The sequence below is a fragment of the Pseudomonas sp. UBA6315 genome (genome assembly GCF_002438125.1).
Taxonomy (GTDB): Bacteria; Pseudomonadota; Gammaproteobacteria; order Pseudomonadales; family Pseudomonadaceae; genus Aquipseudomonas; species Aquipseudomonas faucium.
In genome coordinates this window covers 30,499-51,439 of record NZ_DJTF01000033.1, presented here as the reverse complement: position 1 = coordinate 51,439, position 20,941 = coordinate 30,499, and the positions used below count along the sequence as shown (strand labels likewise).

Genomic DNA, 20,941 nt, shown 5'->3' with positions numbered 1-20,941 from the left:
CGACCATGCAAATGCCCCAGACCCTGAAAATCCGCAACGGCGACAAGGCCAAACCGACCTTTTCCGCACAGGAGTACGCCGCCCGCCATGCCCGCCTGCGGGCCTACATGGCCGAGCAGGACATCGAAGCGGCGATCTTCACCTCCTACCACAACGTCAACTACTACAGCGACTTCCTCTACTGCTCGTTCGGCCGCCCCTACGCCCTGGTGGTGACCCAGGACAAGGTGGTCTCGATCAGCGCCAACATCGACGGTGGCCAGCCCTGGCGGCGCACGGTCGGTACCGACAACATCGTCTACACCGACTGGCAGCGCGACAACTACTTCGTCGCCATCCAGCAGGCACTGCCGCTGGCCTCGCGCATCGGCGTCGAATTCGACCACCTGAACCTGCAGAACCACAGCAAGCTCGCGGCCTGCTACCCACGGGCCGAGCTGCTGGACATCGGCGCGCCGTGCATGCGCATGCGCATGATCAAGTCTGCCGAGGAGCAGGCGTTGATCCGCCACGGCGCCCGCGTTGCCGATATCGGCGGCGCGGCGGTGGTCGAGGCGCTGCGTGACCAGGTGCCGGAGTACGAGGTGGCGCTGCATGCCACCCAGGCGATGGTCCGTGAAATCGCCCGCAGCTTCCCCGACGGCGAACTGATGGACACCTGGACCTGGTTCCAGTCCGGCCTCAACACCGACGGCGCGCACAACCCGGTCACCAGCCGCAAGGTCAACAAGGGCGACATCCTCAGCCTCAACTGCTTCCCGATGATCGCCGGCTACTACACCGCCCTTGAGCGCACGCTGTTCCTCGACCACTGCCCGGACGACCACCTGCGCCTGTGGCAGGCCAACGTCGAGGTGCACGAGGCGGGGCTCAAGCTGGTGCGCCCGGGCATGCGCTGCAGCGACATCGCCCGCGAGCTGAACGAGATCTTCCTGCGCCACGACCTGCTGCAGTACCGCACCTTCGGCTACGGCCACTCGTTCGGCACCCTCAGCCACTACTACGGCCGCGAGGCGGGGCTGGAGCTGCGCGAGGACATCGACACGGTGCTGGAGCCGGGCATGGTGGTGTCGATCGAGCCGATGATCATGCTGCCCGAAGGGCGGCCGGGGGCGGGCGGCTACCGCGAGCACGACATCCTCATCGTCAACGAGACGGGCGCCGAGAACATCACCCAGTTCCCGTATGGCCCGGAGCACAACATCATCCGCAAATAAGCCGCGGTGCGGTGCCGGCCTCGTTGTGCGAGGCCGGCACAGACATAACAAGAAACCATCGAATGACCACCAGACCCTGCCTCCAATTAGAACAATCAGAGGGTACCCGTCATGTCCAGCACCACCCTTAACGCTCCCACCCTCGAAGGCGCCACCCCGAGCGCCGAACGCCAAGCCTTGCGCAAGGCCGCCCGGGCCAGCTTCATGGGCAACTTCGTCGAATGGTTCGACTACGCCGCCTACGGCTACCTCGCCACCATCATCGCCGCCACCTTCTTCCCGCAAACCGACAAGACCACTGGCCTTCTGGCGACGTTCGCGGTGTTCGCCCTGTCATTTCTGGTCCGCCCCCTGGGCGGCGTGGTCTGGGGCCACTTCGGCGACCGCCATGGCCGGCGCAACGCGCTGTCGCTGTCGATCCTGATCATGTCGATCTCGACCTTCTGCATCGGCCTGCTGCCCGGCCATGCGCAGATCGGCCTGTGGGCCCCGTGCCTGTTATTGCTGATCCGCCTGGTGCAGGGCTTTTCCGCCTCGGGCGAGTATGCCGGCGCCTCGGCGTTTCTCGCCGAATACGCGCCGCCCGGGCGGCGTGGCCTGTACACCAGCATCGTGCCGGCGAGCACGGCGGCGGGGCTGTTGTTCGGCGCGGCGTTCGTCGCCGTGCTGCATGAACTGCTCAGCAGCGAAGACCTGCACAGCTGGGGCTGGCGCCTGCCGTTCCTGTTGGCCGCGCCGTTCGGCCTGGTCGGGCGCTACATCCGCATGAGCTTGCAGGACACGCCGAAATTCCTGGAGATGGAGCAGCGCCTGGAAAGCAAGGCCTGTATGACCCCGGCACCAATCCGCGAACTGCTGACCCGGCACCGGCGCAGCCTGGGCATCGGCATTGGCGTCACCTGCCTGAATGCCGTGGCCTTCTACCTGCTGCTCAGCTACATGCCCACCTACCTGTCGACCGAAATGGGCATGAGCGAGCGCGACTCGTTCATTGCCTCGACGGTGTCGCTGGCCACCTATATCGGCCTGATCTTCCTGATGGGGAGGCTGTCGGACCAGTTCGGGCGCAAGACCATGCTGGTGATCGCCTCGCTGCTGTTCCTGGGGCTGACCGTGCCGCTGTTCAAGTTGCTCGATGGGCAGCCGCTGCTGGTGATCCTGGCCATCCAGATCCTGTTCGGCGCGATGCTGGCGATGAACGACGGCACCTTGCCGTGCCTGCTGGCGGAGATCTTCCCGACCCGGGTGCGTTTCAGCGGCTTCGCCTTGAGCTTCAACCTGGCCAATGCCTTGTTTGGCGGCACGGCGCCGTTCATCGCCACTTGGCTGATCCAGGCCACCGGCAGCAAGCTGGCGCCGGCGGGGTACCTGCTGGCGGCGGCCCTGGTGGCGCTGGTGGCGATGTTGATGTGCCGGGAGACGGCGCATGGGGCATTGAAGGACTGAGCCAGTACTGGCCCTATCGCCGGCAAGCCGGCTCCCACACCGATCTTCAGGGTTGACCCGATCGGTGTGGGAGCCAACGCAATCAGTGCAAGGACGCCTGGCGCCGCTCCCCCAGAGGCGACAAGCCGAAGAAGCGGCTGTAACTCTTGGAAAAGTGCGCCGGCGAGCTGAACCCGCACGCCAGCGCCACCTCGCGCACCTGCACATCGCTGCGCAGCAGCAGCTCCCGCGCCCGCGACAGGCGCAGCTCCAGGTAGTACTGGCTGGGCGTGCGCTGCAGGTACTTGTGGAACAGGCGCTCCAGCTGGCGCACGGTCACTTCGTTGAGGCTGGCCAGCTCTTCGAGCCCCAAAGGCTCCTCCAGGTTGGCCTCCATGATCGCCACCACCTGGCTCAACTTCGGCTGGGCGCTGCCCAGCAAGGTGCGCAGCGGCACCCGCTGGCGCTCACGCTCGCCACGCATGCGGTCACACAGCAGCAGCTCGGCGGCCTTGGCGGCAATGTCCTGGCCGCCGGCCTCGCGGGCGACCAGCTGCAGCATCATGTCCATGGCCGCCACCCCGCCAGAGCAGGTGTAGCGGTCGCGGTCCAGTTCGAACAGCTGGCTGGAGATGACGATGCCGGGGAAGTGCTCCTGCAGGGCCTGGATGTCCTCCCAGTGGATGGTGCAGCGGTAGCCCTTGAGCAGGTCGGCCTTGGCCAGCAGGTAGCTGCCGGTGCAGATACCGCCCAGCGGCACCTGCTGGCGGGCCAGCTGGCGCAGCCAGTCGGTCAGCGGCCGGGTGCCGCGGCTGCGGTCGATCGGGTTGGCGCCCACCACGAACAAGGCATCCAGCGCCGGGGCGTCGGCGATGCCGCGGTCGGGCAAGATGCGCATGCCATTGCTGGCCATCACCGGCGCCTGGCTGGTGGACAGCAGCACGGTGCGGTACAAGGTGCGCCGGGCGGCCAGGTTGGCCATGCGCAGGGTCTCGACCGCCGAGGCCAGGCCGATGGTGGTGAAGTTGGGCAAAACCAGAAAACCGAAGGTCTTGGTGCGCGAAGGCGTTAGGATGGCAGAAGCGGGGTGGACCATTGCGATCTTCCTGTGCAAGCTGAGACTGATTTCGTCAGGGGCAGTGGGAAAACAGGCCTCGCATGTTTCTTGTTGTTATGGGTCGTTGCCGGGTCGATCTTACACCCCGCAGGCAGCGGCCAGGAATGGACCTGATTGCAGACAGAAGGTGACCTACGTGAACCCCGATTCCATGCTGGCGGCGCTGCCAGGCTTCGCCATCGCCCCGGACGCGATCCAGGTGCTGCCCGACGCCGCGGCCTACCGCACGTGCCTGCTCGAGCGGATTGCCGCCGCGACCCGGCGCATCGTCATCGTCGCGCTGTACCTGCAGGAAGACGGGGCCGGGCAGGAAGTGCTCGATGCCCTGTACCAGGCCAAGGCCGCCCGGCCGCAGCTGGAAATCGTCGTGGTGGTCGACTGGTTCCGCGCCCGCCGTGGCCTCTTGGGCGCCGGGCGCCAGCCGGGCAACGCCGCCTGGTACCAGGCCCAGCGCCAATTGCGCGGGCTGGACGTGGCGATCCACGGGGTGCCGGTGCAAACCCGCGAGCTGTTCGGCGTGCTGCACCTTAAAGGCAGCGTCATCGACGACTGTGTGGTCTACACCGGCGCGAGCCTCAACAACGTCTACCTGCATCGCTTCGACCGCTACCGCCTGGACCGCTACCACCTGTTCCACAGCGCGCCGCTGGCCGACGCCATGGTCGATCTGGTGCAGCGCCTGCTGCACGACACCGCCACGCCGCGCCTGGACCTGCCCGAGCCACCTTCCACGCGCAACCTGCGTGGCGACATCCGCCGCCTGCGCGCACGCCTGCGGCGCATGGCCTATGACGCCCCGGCGCCCGTGCCAGGGCAGGGCCTGCGGGTGGTGCCACTGCTGGGCGTGGGCCGCGGCAACCCGCTCAACCGGGCCGTGTGCGCGCTGCTGGCGGCGGCGCGTACGCAGATGGTCATCAGCACGCCGTACTTCAACCCGCCGCGGGTGGTGATGCGCGAGCTGGACCATGCCCTGGATCGCGGCGTGCAGGTCGAACTGATCGTCGGCGACCGTACCGCCAACGACTTCTATATCGCCCCGGGCGAGCCGTTCAGTGCCAGCGGCGCCTTGCCGTACCTTTATGAGGACAACTTGCGCGCCTTCGCCCGTCGCCGCCACGCGGCCATCACCAGCGGGCAGTTGGTGGTGCGCATCTGGAACGACCCGGGGCACACCTTCCATGCCAAGGGGATATGGGTCGACCAGCGCTATTCGCTGCTCACCGGCAACAACCTCAACCCCCGTGGCTTCAACCTGGACCTGGAAAACGGCCTGCTGATCGACGACCCCGAGGGCCAGTGGCTGGCGCCGCGCGCCGAGGAGCTCGAGGGCATCCGCCGGCATGCACCGCCGATCGCCTCGGCCCACGACCTGGGGGTGAAGGCCGAGCACCCCAAGGAAGTGCGCAAGTTCCTTCGCCGCTTGCGCTACAGCCGCCTGGAGCCACTGATCAAACGGGTACTTTGAAGCGTTACACCTCTCTGAAAAGTCATGGCAAAGGAATACAATCTGGCGTTTTCCACGTTAACCAGATAGGCCAAACCCTTCATGGCGCTCGACCCACCCACGATGCTGACCATCACCATCGCCCTGGCAGCCGCCGCTGCCCTGTACCTGGCGATCGAATGGCGCAGTGTCCGCGAACCCTCGCTGCTGTTCTGGAGCGCGGGGTTCGCCACCATCACCGTCGGTTCGACCCTGGCCCTGCTGCGCGGCATCGGGCTGTTGCTGATCGGCATCTGGTTCGCCAACGGCTTGCTGGTGGTGGCGCACGGGTTTTTCCTGATGGGCGTGTTGCGCTTTACCCAGGCGCGCTTGTCACGGGCCTGGCTGCTGATCGTGCCGGTGTGGTGCGCCTTGCTGCTGCTGCCGGCGGGGCCGCAGTGGTCCAAAGTCATGCTGATGGTCAACTCGCTCCTGGTGGCGCTGCTGACGCTCCAGGCCAGCTTCCTGCTGCGCCCGCACGGCAAGTCGTTGAGCGTGGGCGCGGTGCAGTTGCGCTATGTGCTGCTGATCCATGGCCTGTTCTATGTGGCCAAGGCGGTCATTGCGATCACCCCCGGCACCCTGATCGACCTGGCGACCTTCGGCGGCCTGATCATCCAGGTTTCCCTGGTCGAAGGGGCGATGGCGATCATGCTGATCGCCTTGTCGATGACCGGTACCGTGCGTTACCGGCGCGAGGAACGCATCGCCCGCCTGGCTGCACGCGACCCCTTGACCGCGCTGTACAACCGCCGCGCCCTGGAAGTACGGGCCACGCACCTGTGCAAGGAAGTCAGCGCGGCCCGGCCTGGGGCGCTGCTGCTGATCGATATCGACAACTTCAAGCTGGTCAACGACCTGCATGGCCATGCCGCCGGCGACCGGCTGCTGGTGGCGCTGGCCGAGATGATCCGCGCGGTGCTGCCGGAGCGCTCGCTGGCGGCGCGGCTGGGCGGGGATGAGTTCGTCATCTTGCTCAGCGATGCCAGCACCGAGCAGGTGGTGGCGCTGGGTGGGCAGTTGCGCCAGGAGTTCCAGGCCTTTGCCGAGCAGGCCGTGCCGACGCCGCAGGCGGTTACCTTGAGTATCGGTGCCAATGTGTTCGACCAGCCGCCGGCGAGCTTGGCGGCGTTGATCGAGCAGGGGGATGTGGCGCTGTATCAGTCCAAGCGCGGGGGGCGTGACAGCATTCGGCTGGTGGACCGCACGATGGTGAGTTCGGGCCGCTAGCAGGTTGGCCATGCCGGCCTCTTCGCGGGGCAAGCCCGCTCCCACAGGTTTTTTCACAAGCCGCTAAGGCTGAGCAGATCCTGTGGGAGCGGGCTTGCCCCGCGAAGGGGCCGGCAAGGTCTTCAGGTCACGACCTGATAGCAAGGTACATACGCTGCGCCACCGGGCAACTTCATCCGGTGCTGGTCGACGAACGCCTGCAACAGGCGCCCCAGCGGCTCCAGCACCGCACTGTCACCGCGGATCTGGTACGGCCCGTGTTCCTCGATCAGGCGGATGCCCTTGTCCTTGACGTTGCCCGCGACAATCCCGGAAAACGCCCGGCGCAGGTTGGCCGCCAATTCATGCGGCGGCAGTTCGCGGCGCAATGCCAGTTCGGCCATGTTGGCGTGGGTCGGGTCGAACGGGTGCTGGAAGCCCTCGTCGATCTTCAGCAGCCAGTTGAAGTGGAAGGCGTCGTTGCGCTCGCGGCGGAACTGCTTGACCTCCTTGAGCCCCTCGACCATCTGCCGGGCCACTTCGGCCGGGTCGTCGATGATGATCTGGTAGTGGCGCTGGGCAGCCTCGCCCAGGGTGGCGCCGACGAAGGCATGCAACTGCAGCAGGAACGGCTCGGCGCTGCGCGGCCCGGTGAGCACCACCGGGAAGGGCAGGTCGCGGTTGTCCGGGTGCATGAGGATGCCCAGCAGGTAGAGGAATTCCTCGGCGGTGCCGGCGCCGCCGGGGAAGATGATGATGCCGTGGCCGACACGCACGAAGGCTTCCAGGCGCTTCTCGATGTCCGGCAGGATCACCAGTTCGTTGACGATCGGGTTGGGCGCCTCGGCGGCGATGATGCCCGGTTCGGTCAGGCCCAGGTAGCGGCTGCCGTGCATGCGCTGCTTGGCGTGGGCGATGGTCGCGCCCTTCATCGGGCCCTTCATCACACCCGGGCCGCAGCCGGTGCAGATGTCCAGCTTGCGCAGGCCCAGTTCGTGGCCGACCTTCTTGGTGTACTGATATTCCTCGGTGCTGATCGAGTGGCCGCCCCAGCACACCACCATCTTCGGCTCCACGCCCGGGCGCAGGGTGCGGGCGTTGCGCAGCAGGTGGAAGACGTAGTCGGTGATGCCCTGGGAGCTTTCCAGGTCGATGCGCTGGCTGGCCAGCTCGCTTTCGGTGTAGACGATGTCGCGCAGGGCGCTGAACAGCATTTCACGGGTGCTGGCGATCATTTCGCCATCGACGAAGGCGTCCGCCGGAGCATTCAGCAGCTCCAGGCGCACGCCGCGGTCTTGTTGGTGGATGCGCACCTCGAAGTCCTTGTAGGCTTCGAGGATGGTCTTGGCATTGTCGACATGCGCGCCAGTGTTGAGGATGGCGAGGGCGCACTGGCGGAACAGGGTGTAGAGGCTACCGGTACCGACTTCGCTCAGTTGCTGGACTTCACGTTGCGACAGCGTCTCCAGGCTGCCTTTGGGGCTGACGGATGCATTGATGACATGGCGTTGGGGCATCTAAGTCTTTCCTGTGCAGGTAAAACATCCTTCTCTGTCACCACCATAAGTCATGCGAAGAGCTTTTGCACACCCAGCGTAATCGCCAGCCCGCCGCCCAGCAGCCAGAGGTTGAGGATCGCCCCGGTGGCCAGTGCACGCGGCCCTGCCTGGCGGATCTGGCTGTAGCGCGTCTCCATGCCCAGGGCGGTCATTGCCATGGTCAGGGCGAAGGTGTCGAGGCTGTTGATCACCCCGGTGACGTTGCCCGGCAGGATCTGCAGCGAGTTCACCAGCACCAGGCCGAGGAAGCCGAAGGCGAACCAGGGCAGGGCGATGCGGCCTTTGCCCTGGCCTTGGCCTGGCTGGCGCGCACGGCTGATCCACACCCCCACCACCAGCAGCACCGGCACCAGCAGCATTACCCGGGTCATCTTGACGATGGTGGCGATGTGCGTGGCTTCGGGGCTGATGTTGCTGGCCGCGCCCACCACCTGGGCCACCTCGTGCACGGTGCCGCCGAGGAACAGGCCGGCGCTGACGGTGTCCAGCGGCAGCCAGCCGGCGTTGATCGCCAGCGGGAAGATGAACATCGACAGGGTGCCGAACAGCACCACGCTGCCCACCGCCATGGCGCTCTTGTGCGGCGCGCTGCGCAGCGCCGATTCGAAGGCCAGCACCGCGGCGGCGCCGCAGATGGCGCTGCCGGCAGCGGTCAGCAGGGCGGTGTCGCGGTCCAGCTTGAACAGTTTCATGCCGACCCACAGGCCGATCAGAAGGGTGCTGGCGACCACCAGAAGCGACACCGTCAGGCCCGACCAGCCCACTTCGGCGATTTCCTGCAGGCTCACCCGCAGGCCGAAGAAGGCCACGGCGATGCGCAGCAGTTTGCGCGCCGAGAAGTTGATGCCCGCCGCCCAGCTGGCCGGCACGCCATCACGCAGCACGTTGCCGTAGAAGGCGCCGGCGACGATGCCGACGATCAGCGGGCTGATGCCCAGGTTGGCGATGGCCGGCAACGACGCCAGCTGGGTGACGGCGATGGCGAACAACGCGACGAACAGGATGCCGTTGAGCTGCCCTCGGGTGGAGAGGGTGGGCGCAAACGCGGGGTTGGACGGAACCGTGGCCATGTGAGTCCTCCGGGACATGATTCGATATGGCCTACGTTAATCCGGTTATAAGCTTATAAAAAATCGTAATTTAGGATGTGAAATATCCGTTTAGCTGATATTTTTAAAAAATGACCCCGGAACAGCTGATAACCTTCGCCACCGTTGCCGAGCACGGCAACATCAGCCATGCGGCCCAGGCCCTGCATCTGTCGCAGCCGGCTGTGTCGGGCCAGCTCAAGCTGCTGCAGGAAGCCTTCGGCGAGCCGCTGTACCAGCGCGCCGGCCGCGGCGTGCGCCTGACGGCGGCCGGTGAGCAGTTGCTGGCCCATGCCGAACGCCTGCGCGACACCTTCCGCCAAGCCCAGGCCCTGCGCGAGGCCATGCGCGGCCTGGAGCGCGGCACCTTGCGCATCGGTGCCAGCACCACCCCGGCCAGTTACCTGCTGCCGTACCTGATCGCCGATTTCCATGCCCGCTACCCGGACATCCTGGTCAGCACCACCCACGGCAACACCGCGGAGATCGTCGCCAACCTGGGCAGCGTCGATATCGCCCTGATCGAAGGCCCGCCCGGGCAGGAGCTGCCTTTAGGTACGGGGGTGACGCCCTGGCGCGAGGATGAGATCGTCGCCATCGTGCCCAGCGGCCATCCGCTGCTGGTGAACGAGCAACAGACCCTGGAGGCGCTCGGCAGCTACCCGCTGGTGCTGCGCGAGAGCGGTTCGGGGGTGAGGCAGATCATCGAGCGGGCGTTCGCCCGCCACGGCGTGGCGATGCGCGTGGCGCTGGAGATCGCCGGGGTGGAGGGGGTGAAAGAAGCGGTAAGGGCGGGGATGGGCATCGGCTTCGTGTCGGCGATGTCGATCAGGCACGAGGATGGTGCGCTGCGGATGTTGCACATTGCGCCCGAGCCGTTGGTCAGGCACTTCTCGATCCTCTTGCCGCATGCCGCGACCCCTTCGCGGGCCGCGGCGCGGTTCGTCGAACTGTGCCAGGTGTAGCAGGGCAGTCCCTTGCCCTGGCCAGCTGCAATCAACGGTTTTCGTCGCTTTTGCCGCTGTCGTCGTCCTCATCGAGCTGCGGCGTGTCCATGCCTTGCTCACGTTCACCCTCCGACTTGCTGCCGGCGCCATGGCCTCCCGTTGCGCCACGTTGCGCGCCGCCACCGGAGCGCTGCTGATCGTTTTTCCATTGATCGTCCGGCATCTGGCCACCTTTCTGGCCTGGGTCGTTGGTGACGTGCTCCGGGGTCTGCTGAGGGTTGCTGGTGCCTTGTTGTCCGCCTTTGCCTTGGTCGTTAGCCATGATCTTGCACCTCGTGAAATGCACACAGAAAGGCTGTGTTCACTTCCGACGTTGGCGGCATTCGGGTTGCTCCCAGTACTTTTGTATTACCGGACGGGGTGCACGAAAGTACTGGCAGCTGGACGTGTTGCATCGTAAATGCCGCTTGGCTAACAGGCGGGGCTCAGGGGTGCGCTTGCCTGAACTGCGCGACCTGGTGATCGAGCGCCATCTCGTCGCCGCACAGGATCGACTGTCTCCTCAGCGTACTGCTCGCCTGTTCGCTCAGGCACAAGTTTGTTTTCGGGGTTATTTCAGCTCTATGTTATTCAGCATCATTATCAAGTTACCCTGTGCGTGTTCAAGTATTGCAGAATATCACTCGACGTCTATTTTGTTGATCACGGGGGCCAAACAGGCCAGTTCTAGATCTTCACAAGCTTGAATAACACTTTCATCCCCGACGATACGAGCGGCTCCCTTCATGCGATGCGCGTGATTTCCCAGGGCATGCGAATCGTTTTCTGTCATTAATTCTTTTAGCTCCCCTAGATCCTTTTTGCAGCTGGAAAGTGCTTCCTGCAGTAATGCCTGCATCATTCCGAAATCGCCTCCGGTCAATGCATTGAGATTATCTTCAATTGAGAGGTGCGGGCTGACTAAAGCAACGGGGCCTGCCTCAATCGCAGGGTGTGAAACTGACAATGACCAGTTTGCCAAAATGCCAGTCAATGTAGCGAGACTTATGGGTTTGAACAGGCAGTCGTCCATGCCTGCGGCTCGGCATTTTTCCTTTTCTTCTAGCTGTGCATTCGCGGTGAAGCCCAGCACGGTACAGCGTGGGCGGCCACTGGCTTTTTCTTCCTTGCGGATGGCGCGTGAAAGATTATAGCCATCCATAACGGGCATATTGCAATCGGTAATCACTATGTCGAACGGCGACTCGCGCCAGAGGGCCAACGCCGCCAAACCGTCTGGTGCGTCGTGTACCGTCTGCTCAAGAAACTCCAATTGCTGTACCAGCAGCGAACGATTAGTATTTTGATCGTCCACTACCAGTATGCGTAAAGCAGAAGCTGGCTGCTGATTGCCAGTGGCAGTTGGGGAAACCTTACCCTGTACCGGACTTAGGATGTTGAAGAATAGAGATACACTGAGGGATGTGCCTTCGCCCAGCGTGCTGGTGATGTTCAGTTGGCCGCCCATGAGTTCACACAAAGAACGGGATATCACCAACCCCAAGCCTGTCCCTCCTTTGGATGAGGCCCCGTGATTGGCTTGTGAAAAGGGTTGAAACAACAACTTTAGATCGGAGGCGGAGATACCTATTCCGGTGTCTTTTACGGTGAGATCTACCTGCAATCGTTCATCGGCCAGCCGTTTACCTTGAATTGAGACGCTGACTTCACCCGTATCAGTAAACTTGATGGCATTACCTACCAAGTTCGATAACACCTGTTGAAAACGGATAGGGTCAACCAGCACATCGCAACTGACGGTGGCGTCAATATCGAGTTTTAAAGCGAGGTTTTTTTGTCGAGCCAAGCCATCGAATACCCGGGCTACGGATTCCACCAGCTCTCTGAGATTGGCTCGCTTAGGTGACAAGCTGACATGTCCGGACTCGATACGCACTACGTCCAGGATATCGCCAATCAGCTCAAGAAGACCCTTGGCAGAGTCGTATGCCACTTCGATTGCGGGGCGGTCAAAATGGCCTTGCTCAGCGCGTTTTAATGTAAGCTCTAACATACCGATCACAGCGCTCATCGGTGTGCGAATCTCGTGACTCATTGTCGCCAAAAATGTAGTTTTGGCCCGGCTTGATTTGTCGGCTAGCTCCTTTGCGGCACTTAGCTTTTCAAGCAACTCACGTCGCTCACTGATATCGATCCAGCCGCAGATGACCCCCCGAACTTCGCCAGCCGTATCGTGATACGGCTGAATCCAATGATAGATAATCAGCTTTGACTCGCCAATGTGCAGCGTACGGTCAGACTGGTAGGGGGTATCTTGCTCCATGACACGCAAATAGTCGTCATGAAGCTGAAGAACTTCCTGGCGATTTCGTTTTCCGCTTTCAAGCACGGTTTTACCGAACACATCGTTTTGCGCCATGCCGAAGGTTTCAAGGTAATTGTCATTGCATGTCAAGAGTCGACCTTCGCGATCGCGTACATAGATGGGGTGAGGTGTGCCATCGATCAATGCCCCCATAAACTTCAGCTGCTCATCGAGCAATCGTTCTGCTCGTATACGCTCACGAATTTGCCGGCGAATATAAAAGTTCCAGGCTACAGAGCATAGGATGAACAAAAACGCCCCTGCGCCGATCTGGTAGATCAACGTTTTATAGTCTCGCCAAGAGAGGCCGGCAAAGGCGGCTATCGGTCGCCAGCGATTGAAAATGACATCTAATTCATCGGGCGGAATGCTCAGGAGCGCACTATCCAGAATGCTGACAAGCTCCGTATCGGCGCGACGGGTGGCGAAAGAAAGGTAATTTTTGTCATGGCCAACAATGTCACTGATTCGCAATTTATCGCTATAAAGGTGTGCGATGTAGTATCGGGCGCCATGTAAAGTTGTGATCATCGCATCGGCACGACCTTCCGTGACATCCGTCATGGCTTCGAGGATTGTGGCACTGCTGATGATCTGGATGTCGGGATAGCCGAGTAGTAACTCTAGTTCCGCCGAGTCTGCAGCCACCGCTACCCGCTTGCCGCGCAGCTCCGGTAGGCTTGAAAGCGATTTGGAGGAGAGTGGCGTGACGATAACCAACGGCGTAGCAAGGAACGGCGAGGTAAACCGTATGCTGGCTTCGCGGGATAACGTGGGAATCAATAGGGCCAGATCCGTGCTTCCATTCAGCAGTTTGGCGCTCAAGCTTGTAAAACTATCAGTGCGCTGTATTTCAACGCGCAGGCCAGTGCGCCGTTCTATTAGCTCTAGTAGATCGGCGCCGATCCCACTGAAATTACCGTGGGCATCGAAAAACGCAAACGGTGCTTGGTCATCACTGACCAACAGCCGTGCCACAGGGTGCTGTTCAAGCCAGCGTTGCTGAGCGTTCGTAAGCTCGATCTGGTTAGGCGTCAACAGCCCACCGCCCCCTGACCAGCGTTTGGTGATCTCAGCGATTTTGGACTCACCCAAGGATTGAATCGTCGAGTCAATCAAATGTTTTAGTTGCACGTTGTCCCGGCGCAAGGCGAAAGCGAAGCCGTCGGTTTTCAGTTCAACGAATGAGTGCAGGCGAACATAGTTGAAGTAGTTGAGGTTGATCAAGTAGTTGCTGGATACGGTATCGCCCAAGTAAACATCTACTTTTCCAAAGGCGAGCGCTGCAAGGCCTTGGTCATTGGATGGGTACAATACGAATTCGGCGTTGGGATATAGCGCGTGAAGTTGGTTCAGCGGCAAATAATCATCTGTTACAGCCACGCGCAGGCCTGCGAAGTTCTTGGGTATCGGCCGGCGATCATCACTACGCATGAAGACAGCGGGTACATCTTTTGCGTAGGGCTCGCTTAACACGGTAAGCCCATCGGTGATCTCATAGCTATTCGAACTGCCCAGCAGATCGATCTCGCCATTTTCTAGTGCGGAGAGCGCACTACGTCGATCGACAAACGCTTTGATGACCACATCGACATGGAGTGCCTCTCTGGCGATACAGGCAATATCGGCAGCAATGCCTTCGTATCGAGTTCCGCTTGCAGTCATGACGTAGGGTGGAAAGTCAGGGCTGCCGTATCCTATTACCAGTCGACGCTTATCACGTAGCCATGCCCACTCTTCATTCGTCAGTGTCAGCTGAGGTTGCACGCGTTTACAGTCAAAGCGACTTGAGATTTGTAGTGTGTTGAGCGGAGCCGAATGTGCGAAATCTAGACTTATAAAAAATAATAGGGGGCAGAAAATAACATTGCAAAGCCATTTGAGCATCATTGGTTCTCATGCCTGCCCGAGGAGGCTGTTTTGCAGTTTGAATAATTCGGCATCAGTGACAATTCCCAATTTTCGATAAGCCGTCTGCTTTTGACCGCTAATCGTTTTTGGGCTTCGAGAAAACTTCAACGCAATTTGATTCACTGACATGCCGTCAAGGCAACAGCGTAATACCTCTTTTTCTTTGGGTGAAAGGGAAGGTGCATTTAAAAGGTCTTCGGGTGGGGAACAGCCATCAGCGATAGCAAACTCGGGGCTATCGGACTGCATCGCGCCAAGCGCGAAACTCAGAGAATCTGACAGGTATAGCCTACCTGATGCCACCGTCCGAATGGCAGTAACGAGATCATCAACGGACTGTGATTTTCCCAAAAAGCCGTTAACACCTGCTCTGAGCGTCAAACTGACGACTGCCAAACGCTCCTCGGATGACGAAATGAGGATGTTTAGCTTCGGGTACTGTTTGCGCAACAGTCGAATCAAATTAAGTCCATCAAGCTCTCCATCGTTGAGCTTGTAGTCCAAAATTAGAAGATCCACTTCGTTCGCGCGCAATCCTTCTAGCAACTGAGGACTGCCGGCGTAGAGCCCTACGACGCTAAAGTCTTCCTCGCTAGAGAGTCTCGATTTCATCGCGAGTCTAATGAGTGAGTGATCATCCAAGATTGCCAGGCGTAAGGGGGTTGCGGCTGACCAGTGCATGGTTGGACTCCAATGATGAGCGCAGAGTGGCTTTGGTGCACCTACGCATTATATCGCCAATGTAAAGCTCAAGAACCTGATGCAGGTTAAAGACCCGGCGGGAGGAAACAGGGCCCTCAAGAAGCAATTACGTCCTGCAAGGCCTCAAGGCTGCGGGTTTCAAGCTTGCATATGCTGGCTACCGAAAGCGTGACGCCACGAAGACTTGTTGCCCTCAAAATACCAGTCGACCAAATGCGCCTGGCTCATCGGTCTCGCGTAAAGATAGCCTTGGCCCCAGTCGTAGCCGAGGCTAACCAAATGATTGAGCTGCTCGACGGTCTCGATACCTTCAGCCACCAATCGTATGCCTAGCTGGCGTGCAAGAGTGAGTGCACTATTAATCACTGCGCCGTAACGTACTTCCTCGTAATGCTGCACAAAACCGGCATCCAATTTGATTTCGTTAAAGGGCATCTGGCAAAGACGTTCTAGTGAAGAATACCCCACTCCAAAATCATCGATGGCGAGACTGACGCCCATCATGCGCAGCCGTACCATATTCTCCATACTGATGTCAGGTAAATGCATCAGTCCCTTCTCGGTCAGCTCCAGAATCAATCCGGCAGGTGACGCGCCGTGAATACGTAAAGCCTCTTTAAGGTTGTTGACGAAATTGGGGTTGGACATCTGTGAGGCGTCCACATTGAAAGCGAGCTTGAACGGATGCTCACGAGATTGCACAGTTCGTTGCAAGCTAAGGCCCTGACTCAATAGACTAAAGAACATATCATCCACGAGTCCGTTGCATTCGATCGTTGGAAGGAACGCGGCCGGAGACAGCAATCCGCGTTTAGCGCTCTGCCAGCGCACCAACACTTCTGCGCCATCCATAGTTCCGGTTTGCAAATGAAATTTCGGTTGAAAGTAGGCGCGAAACTCCTGGTGCCGAACGGCATCACGTATTTCTTGTTCCGTAGGCTCGTCGGCACTTGCTGGTAGGACTAGCGGGTTGGTTTTCTGCACGGGCTCATATTTTGCTATAAGCATTTCAAGTGATTCAATGTGCAACGGTTTGCCGACACTGCCTAATAGCTTGAGGCCTTGTGTTGTGACGATCCGATCCACGGCTCGTAATAATTCATCAGTGACTGAGCTGCAGATGATCACAGCGTTTATTAGCTGGGCGTCATGGGCAAGGCGAAGAAATGTCAATCCATCCATTCCTGCCATATTTAAATCACAGACGGCTATGTCGACGGGGCCGCCACTGGATATTAAGGATAACGCTTCTCTTCCGTCTGCAGCCTCGATGACATGAGTATGGCCTAGGCGGTTGAGTAAGTTAACGATCGCCGCTCTTTGGAATGCGTGGTCTTCCAGAACCAATATGCGCAGTGACTTCATAAATCTGAAAGCTCCAATGCCGATGAGGAGATTTATGTCGCTGGGCTTCAGTTTGGCGACGAGAAATGATGGGCCCATTTTAGAGTTTTGCTGATTAATCGTGACACACAAGGGCGGTGACTATAGGCACTATTCTTAATTGCCGCATTAAGGATTGTCTCAATTCCGCGGGTGCTTTTTCATGGGCTAACCCCGTGACCAGTGGACTGTGATTTTGAGGATATCCTTAATGACTATTGATATCGGGGCGGCCTATCCTTCGCTGGCATTTCTACCAAACACTCCACCCCAATGAGTATTAAAAATGAGAAAAGTTACGTTCGCGGTTCTGGCCTTTTCTTTCGTGGCAGCCTCCACAACAGCAATGGCCGCGGCCGTTAAGGGCGGTAGCGGTCAGATTAACTTCACCGGCAGTATCAACAATGACGCTTGCTCGGTTGACGGCAGTACTGGCAAGGATAAAGTGATTTCCGTTGATATGGGTGCTGTTTCTATTAAAGACATGGGTACTGATGCAGCGCCTACGGCTGGGCGACTCGCTGCCACCGATTTCAATTTGAAAGTTAACTGTAATGCCGGTACCAAGGTTTCGATGCTGTTTAAACCTACGCTCAATGGTGGCTCCGGCTTGGTCAGTGGTAAAACCGTACTGAAGCTGCAAGGTGCTGATGCGGCTCAAGGTGTAGGTATTGCTCTGATTGACAGCAGCGGCCAGCTCATTGATCTGAGTTCTGAAGCTACTGCCAAGGTCGAAACTTCGCTCGATGGCGATGAAGCAGCGGCGGGTGGTGACGGTACTCTGACCTTCTCTGCTGCCTACGTCACCACGGGCGATATCAAAGCGGCTACCGCGGGTAGCGGTAACGCCACCCTGCCATTCGTTCTTCAGTACGAGTAAACCTTGTTTAGCTCGGGACGATGCTGAGAAGCATCGTTCCGGACAATTATTGTTTTCAGGTAAATAGCAAATGGTATGTCGTTCCCTTGTTTTATGCCTTGGGCTGGCAGGCCTTATTAATGCGCCGTCGGTAGCTGCCAGTATTTCCCTGAGTGCAACTCGGGTGATATTTGATGGCGCGCATCGAGAAGCGAACATTATGGTGCGCAATAGCGGGCAGACTGTATTGGTACAGTCATGGCTTGACAGCGGTGATAATAATGAAGAGGCCCCTCCATTTGCGGTAACACCTCCACTGGCAAGGGCGGAAGCCAATCAGCAACAGCTTTTAAGAATTCTATATGAAGGGCAAGGAATGCCCAGCGATAAAGAGTCCGTGGTCTGGCTCAACGTGCAGGAAATCCCTCAGAGCTCCGCCCCGGGGTCTAATGTACTGCAGCTCGCGGTGCGCCAACGTATAAAAGTTTTCTTTCGCCCGGATGGGCTGATTGAAGACCCTGCTAAGGCGCCAGAACTGTTGGCCTGGCGCCTGGAGACTCATGCTGGGAAGTTATCATTGAGTGTGTCAAATGATAGTAAGTTTTATGTTTCCATCGCTGACATCAAAGTGGGGGAGGGGAAGCGCTATGAAAAAATTGTCGACTCAACGATGATCGGCCCAGGTGAAAAAAAGTCATTTGCTCTCGGTAAGAAGAATATGAGCATTCAGCATGAGTTGAATTTCTCGGCAATCAATGATTATGGTGCCCAGCAAGCATTTGAAGCGCCCCTGTTTGAAGGGGTGTCGCACGCCAGTCGTGTCGTGGAGATGCAAAAATAATCAGGGGTAATTATTAGTTTCGAAAGATATAGCGTTGCTCGCTTGGTTCATTTGGGTCTTTTTATTTTAAAATCAAAAAAGGCTATTTAGATGTTTTTCTCCTCATTTGGCGCGTCTGAAAATCGTATGAAAGTGCGCCGTCTTTATTTGAGGCCAATAACATTCTACTTGGCACGCAGCCGCATTAATCCGCTCTACCTTGCGATAAGCCTGGCCATGTGCAGCTTGGCGAGGGCTAACGAAAGTGAAAGTGTTCTTGCTGAGTCGTTTAACACATCTTTTCTTCAGGGCTCCTCTGCCGTCGACCTGAAACCGCTGCTAAATGCCAATAGCGTGCTGCCAGGTCAATATCGAGTGGATGTCTATAGTAATGGGACGTTGGTCGGGCGCCGCGATGTTGAATTTGAGCGCTCTCCACACAGTGACAGAATTGAGCCGCGTATTACGTTGGAATTGCTCAAGCAATTGGGCGTGGATCTGAAAAAACTGCAACAGCAAGGGCTCATCGATGAGCAAGTACCACAGCACAGTTATTATTTACCATTGCTCATTGATCAAGCCAGTTTGCGGTTTGATGCAAGCCGCCTCAGGCTGGACGTCAGCGTGCCCCAAGTGGCGATGGCGCGTGGCGTTCGAGGTTATGTAGATCCCGAATTATGGGATGAGGGTGTGACGGCCGGTTTTGTCAATTATCAGCTTAGCACTACCCGCAACAGGTCAGATACGGGAAATCAAATATCAAGTAATTTAGGCCTGCGCAACGGAATTAATTTCGGTGCATGGCGTGTGCGAAATGAATCAAATTTCAGCAGTTCGACAGGGCAACCTGATCGATTCGTGAGTAATCGTACTTTTGTCCAGCATGACTTGACTGCGATCAAGGGGCAATTTAGTGCGGGTGAAATATTTTCCGATTCGGATATCTTCGACAGTATTCGTTATCAAGGTGTGAAAGTGGCGTCAGATACAGGCATGCGAGCGGACAGTGAGCGCGGCTATGCACCTATTATTCGTGGTGTCGCTGAAACCAATGCCACCGTTGAGATTCGCCAAGATAACTACATTCTCTACACCACCGCCGTACCGCCAGGACCTTTTGAGATTAGTGATATATATCCATCTGGCTCTAATGGTGATCTGGAAGTCGTAATTATAGAGGCGGATGGTCGTCGAAAAGTAAGTAAGCAGGCATTCGCTGCGCTGCCGACCATGGTTCGGGAAGGCCAGTTGAAATATAGTTTTTCGGCGGGTAAATATACGAACAATGCCGATGGTTTCAAATCGCCAACGTTTGCGAGCGGCACGTTTGCCTATGGTCTGACCAGCAACTTTACAGGCATTTTTGGCGTGCAGGCGAGCGCAGGATTCCAGGCACTTTCGGTAGGGGGGGCTCGTAATACGCCCATTGGCGCAATGTCCTTGGACATGACGCAGTCGTCGAGCCACTCCCTCGGCAAGGTGGTGCAGGGCGGCAGCGTCCGAGCGCTCTATGCGAAGACCTTCACTGGCACTGATACCACGTTTACCCTGGCGGCTTATCGCTACTCGACCGAGGGGTATCGTACGTTGAAGGATCACATTGAAGAGGTCAGCAAAGGAGTTTCCCAGCGCGGTGGGAACTCCAAGACACGTACAGACCTGACGATAAACCAGACACTGGGCGACACCGGGCAGTTTGGCGCGTTTTACCTAAATGCCAGTGATCAGCGCTACTGGGATCGTAAAGGATCGCGCAGTTTTTCTGCAGGCTATAGCAATAACTGGCGGGATTTGAACTACAACGTGAGTTTAAGTAAAACACGAGAGTTTACAGCAGGGGCTGGCAGTCGAGAGGATACTCAGTTCAGCGCTTCAATTTCGTTCCCGTTGGGAGGCAGCGTGCGTGCGCCCCGTGCGTATGTTTCAACCAATCATCAGAAAGCGGGCGCAAGTTCCCAGGCCGGAGTTAACGGTTACCTGACAGAACAAGGCGATACCTATTACTCTGCACAAACGGGTCGCGATGTTGAGGGTGATCAAAGTGGTTCGTTCAGTTTGAACACACGCACATCCATGGGGGATGTGGGAATGAGTTACAGTCGTGGCAGTGGTTACAGCTCTCATAATATCAATGCTTCAGGGTCGATTGTGGCACATGCGGGTGGCGTGAATTTTGGGCAAACGGTGGGTGAAACGTTCGCTTTGATTGAAGTGCCTGGCGCAACGGGCTTGGAGGTCGCCAGTTACAGTGGCGTTAAAACAGGTCGTAATGGTTACGCCGTGCTCCCAAACGCCCAACCTTATCGGGTGAATTGGGTGACACTGGACACACGTAACTTGGGGGGCGCTATTGATCTGGAAAGCGCAACGCAGCAAGTGGTGCCGCGGCGTGGCGCAATAGTCCGGGCTCGTTTCGTAGGCAAGAAGGGCCGGCGTGTACAGTTCGATCTGTTCGATGCTCAAAACAGTAAGATTCCATTCGGCGCTGCAGTAGAAGATGAACAAGGCAAGCAGCTTGCAATATCTGATCCTACCGGTAAAGCGCTTGCGCTGGTGACGGAGGATAGCGGAACACTGATTATAAAGTGGCAGGGTCGTCAGTGTTCAGCGCCCTACGTCTTGGCTAAAGATAAAACGCCCTTAAATTATGACCGTTACAGGCTGCAGTGTAGTGAGCGCCAATACCTTAGTAACGCGGCAGTGTTGTAGTTTTCAGACAGGTAAGGCGTTGCCGTATTGTGCTTAACGTCCATGGTGAGTGGTTGTTGTGTTGAATGGAATGAGGTTGTTCAATGAATTGGCAGGTTCTAATTGTGCTTTTGACGTCGCTAGGTTGTGTCGCAACGGCTGACGCCA

At 58.4% G+C, this 20,941-nt stretch carries 15 protein-coding genes; 8 read left to right on the top strand and 7 right to left on the bottom strand.

The features are described from left to right. Positions 1-5 precede the first annotated feature (5 nt). On the top strand, positions 6-1,217 hold the full coding sequence (locus B3E94_RS04060; protein WP_286912422.1) for a M24 family metallopeptidase: 1,212 nt from the start codon (positions 6-8) through the stop codon (positions 1,215-1,217). 111 nt (positions 1,218-1,328) lie between these two features. Beyond that, the gene (locus B3E94_RS04055; protein WP_236235680.1) at positions 1,329-2,663 is read left to right on the top strand and encodes an MFS transporter; all 1,335 of its coding nucleotides are present in this window, start codon (positions 1,329-1,331) and stop codon (positions 2,661-2,663) included. 82 nt (positions 2,664-2,745) lie between these two features. Here B3E94_RS04055 and B3E94_RS04050 read toward each other — a convergent pair whose 3' ends face one another. Then, entirely contained in the window at positions 2,746-3,738 is a 993-nt protein-coding gene (locus B3E94_RS04050) for a GlxA family transcriptional regulator (RefSeq protein ID WP_286912420.1), read from the bottom strand. A 157-nt stretch (positions 3,739-3,895) separates the two neighbouring features. On the opposite strand from B3E94_RS04050, the gene pssA reads away from it, so the two are divergent. Beyond that, positions 3,896-5,224, top strand: a complete 1,329-nt coding sequence (gene pssA / locus B3E94_RS04045) for a CDP-diacylglycerol--serine O-phosphatidyltransferase (protein ID WP_409521182.1) — start codon at positions 3,896-3,898, stop codon at positions 5,222-5,224. Between the two features lie 81 nt (positions 5,225-5,305). After that, positions 5,306-6,472 carry a GGDEF domain-containing protein gene (locus tag B3E94_RS04040; protein ID WP_286912418.1) on the top strand — a complete coding sequence of 389 codons (1,167 nt, stop codon included), beginning with the start codon at positions 5,306-5,308 and terminating at the stop codon, positions 6,470-6,472. Positions 6,473-6,594: 122 nt separating this feature from the next. Here the strand turns inward: B3E94_RS04040 and ppnN are convergent, their stop codons facing one another. Further along, entirely contained in the window at positions 6,595-7,968 is a 1,374-nt protein-coding gene (gene ppnN, locus B3E94_RS04035) for a nucleotide 5'-monophosphate nucleosidase PpnN (RefSeq protein WP_176514972.1), read from the bottom strand. A gap of 50 nt (positions 7,969-8,018) precedes the next feature. Further along, the gene (locus B3E94_RS04030) at positions 8,019-9,080 is read right to left on the bottom strand and encodes a YeiH family protein (protein ID WP_176514970.1); all 1,062 of its coding nucleotides are present in this window, start codon (positions 9,078-9,080) and stop codon (positions 8,019-8,021) included. Between the two features lie 110 nt (positions 9,081-9,190). Between B3E94_RS04030 and B3E94_RS04025 the strand changes: the two genes are divergently transcribed. Beyond that, positions 9,191-10,063 (top strand): LysR family transcriptional regulator, encoded by an 873-nt coding sequence (locus B3E94_RS04025; RefSeq protein ID WP_176514969.1) that lies wholly within the window; start codon positions 9,191-9,193, stop codon positions 10,061-10,063. Between the two features lie 31 nt (positions 10,064-10,094). On the opposite strand, the gene B3E94_RS04020 is transcribed toward B3E94_RS04025, so the two are convergent. The 4 genes from B3E94_RS04020 to B3E94_RS04005 form a co-directional block, all read right to left on the bottom strand. After that, the gene (locus B3E94_RS04020; protein WP_286912416.1) at positions 10,095-10,367 is read right to left on the bottom strand and encodes a stress-induced protein; all 273 of its coding nucleotides are present in this window, start codon (positions 10,365-10,367) and stop codon (positions 10,095-10,097) included. A gap of 357 nt (positions 10,368-10,724) precedes the next feature. Then, positions 10,725-14,300, bottom strand: coding sequence for a transporter substrate-binding domain-containing protein (locus B3E94_RS04015; protein WP_286912415.1), 3,576 nt, complete (start codon positions 14,298-14,300; stop codon positions 10,725-10,727). Between the two features lie 6 nt (positions 14,301-14,306). After that, positions 14,307-15,002 carry a response regulator transcription factor gene (locus B3E94_RS04010; protein WP_286912414.1) on the bottom strand — a complete coding sequence of 232 codons (696 nt, stop codon included), beginning with the start codon at positions 15,000-15,002 and terminating at the stop codon, positions 14,307-14,309. A gap of 159 nt (positions 15,003-15,161) precedes the next feature. Then, complete coding sequence (locus B3E94_RS04005; protein WP_286912413.1) at positions 15,162-16,388, bottom strand: EAL domain-containing response regulator; 1,227 nt, start codon at positions 16,386-16,388, stop codon at positions 15,162-15,164. A gap of 304 nt (positions 16,389-16,692) precedes the next feature. Between B3E94_RS04005 and B3E94_RS04000 the strand changes: the two genes are divergently transcribed. From B3E94_RS04000 to B3E94_RS03990, 3 genes are all read left to right on the top strand, one after another. Beyond that, positions 16,693-17,286 (top strand): fimbrial protein, encoded by a 594-nt coding sequence (locus tag B3E94_RS04000; RefSeq protein ID WP_286912412.1) that lies wholly within the window; start codon positions 16,693-16,695, stop codon positions 17,284-17,286. A 70-nt stretch (positions 17,287-17,356) separates the two neighbouring features. After that, on the top strand, positions 17,357-18,106 hold the full coding sequence (locus tag B3E94_RS03995) for a fimbrial biogenesis chaperone (protein WP_286912411.1): 750 nt from the start codon (positions 17,357-17,359) through the stop codon (positions 18,104-18,106). 126 nt (positions 18,107-18,232) lie between these two features. Continuing rightward, the gene (locus B3E94_RS03990) at positions 18,233-20,794 is read left to right on the top strand and encodes a fimbria/pilus outer membrane usher protein (RefSeq protein ID WP_409521183.1); all 2,562 of its coding nucleotides are present in this window, start codon (positions 18,233-18,235) and stop codon (positions 20,792-20,794) included. The last annotated feature ends 147 nt before the right edge of the window (positions 20,795-20,941 follow it).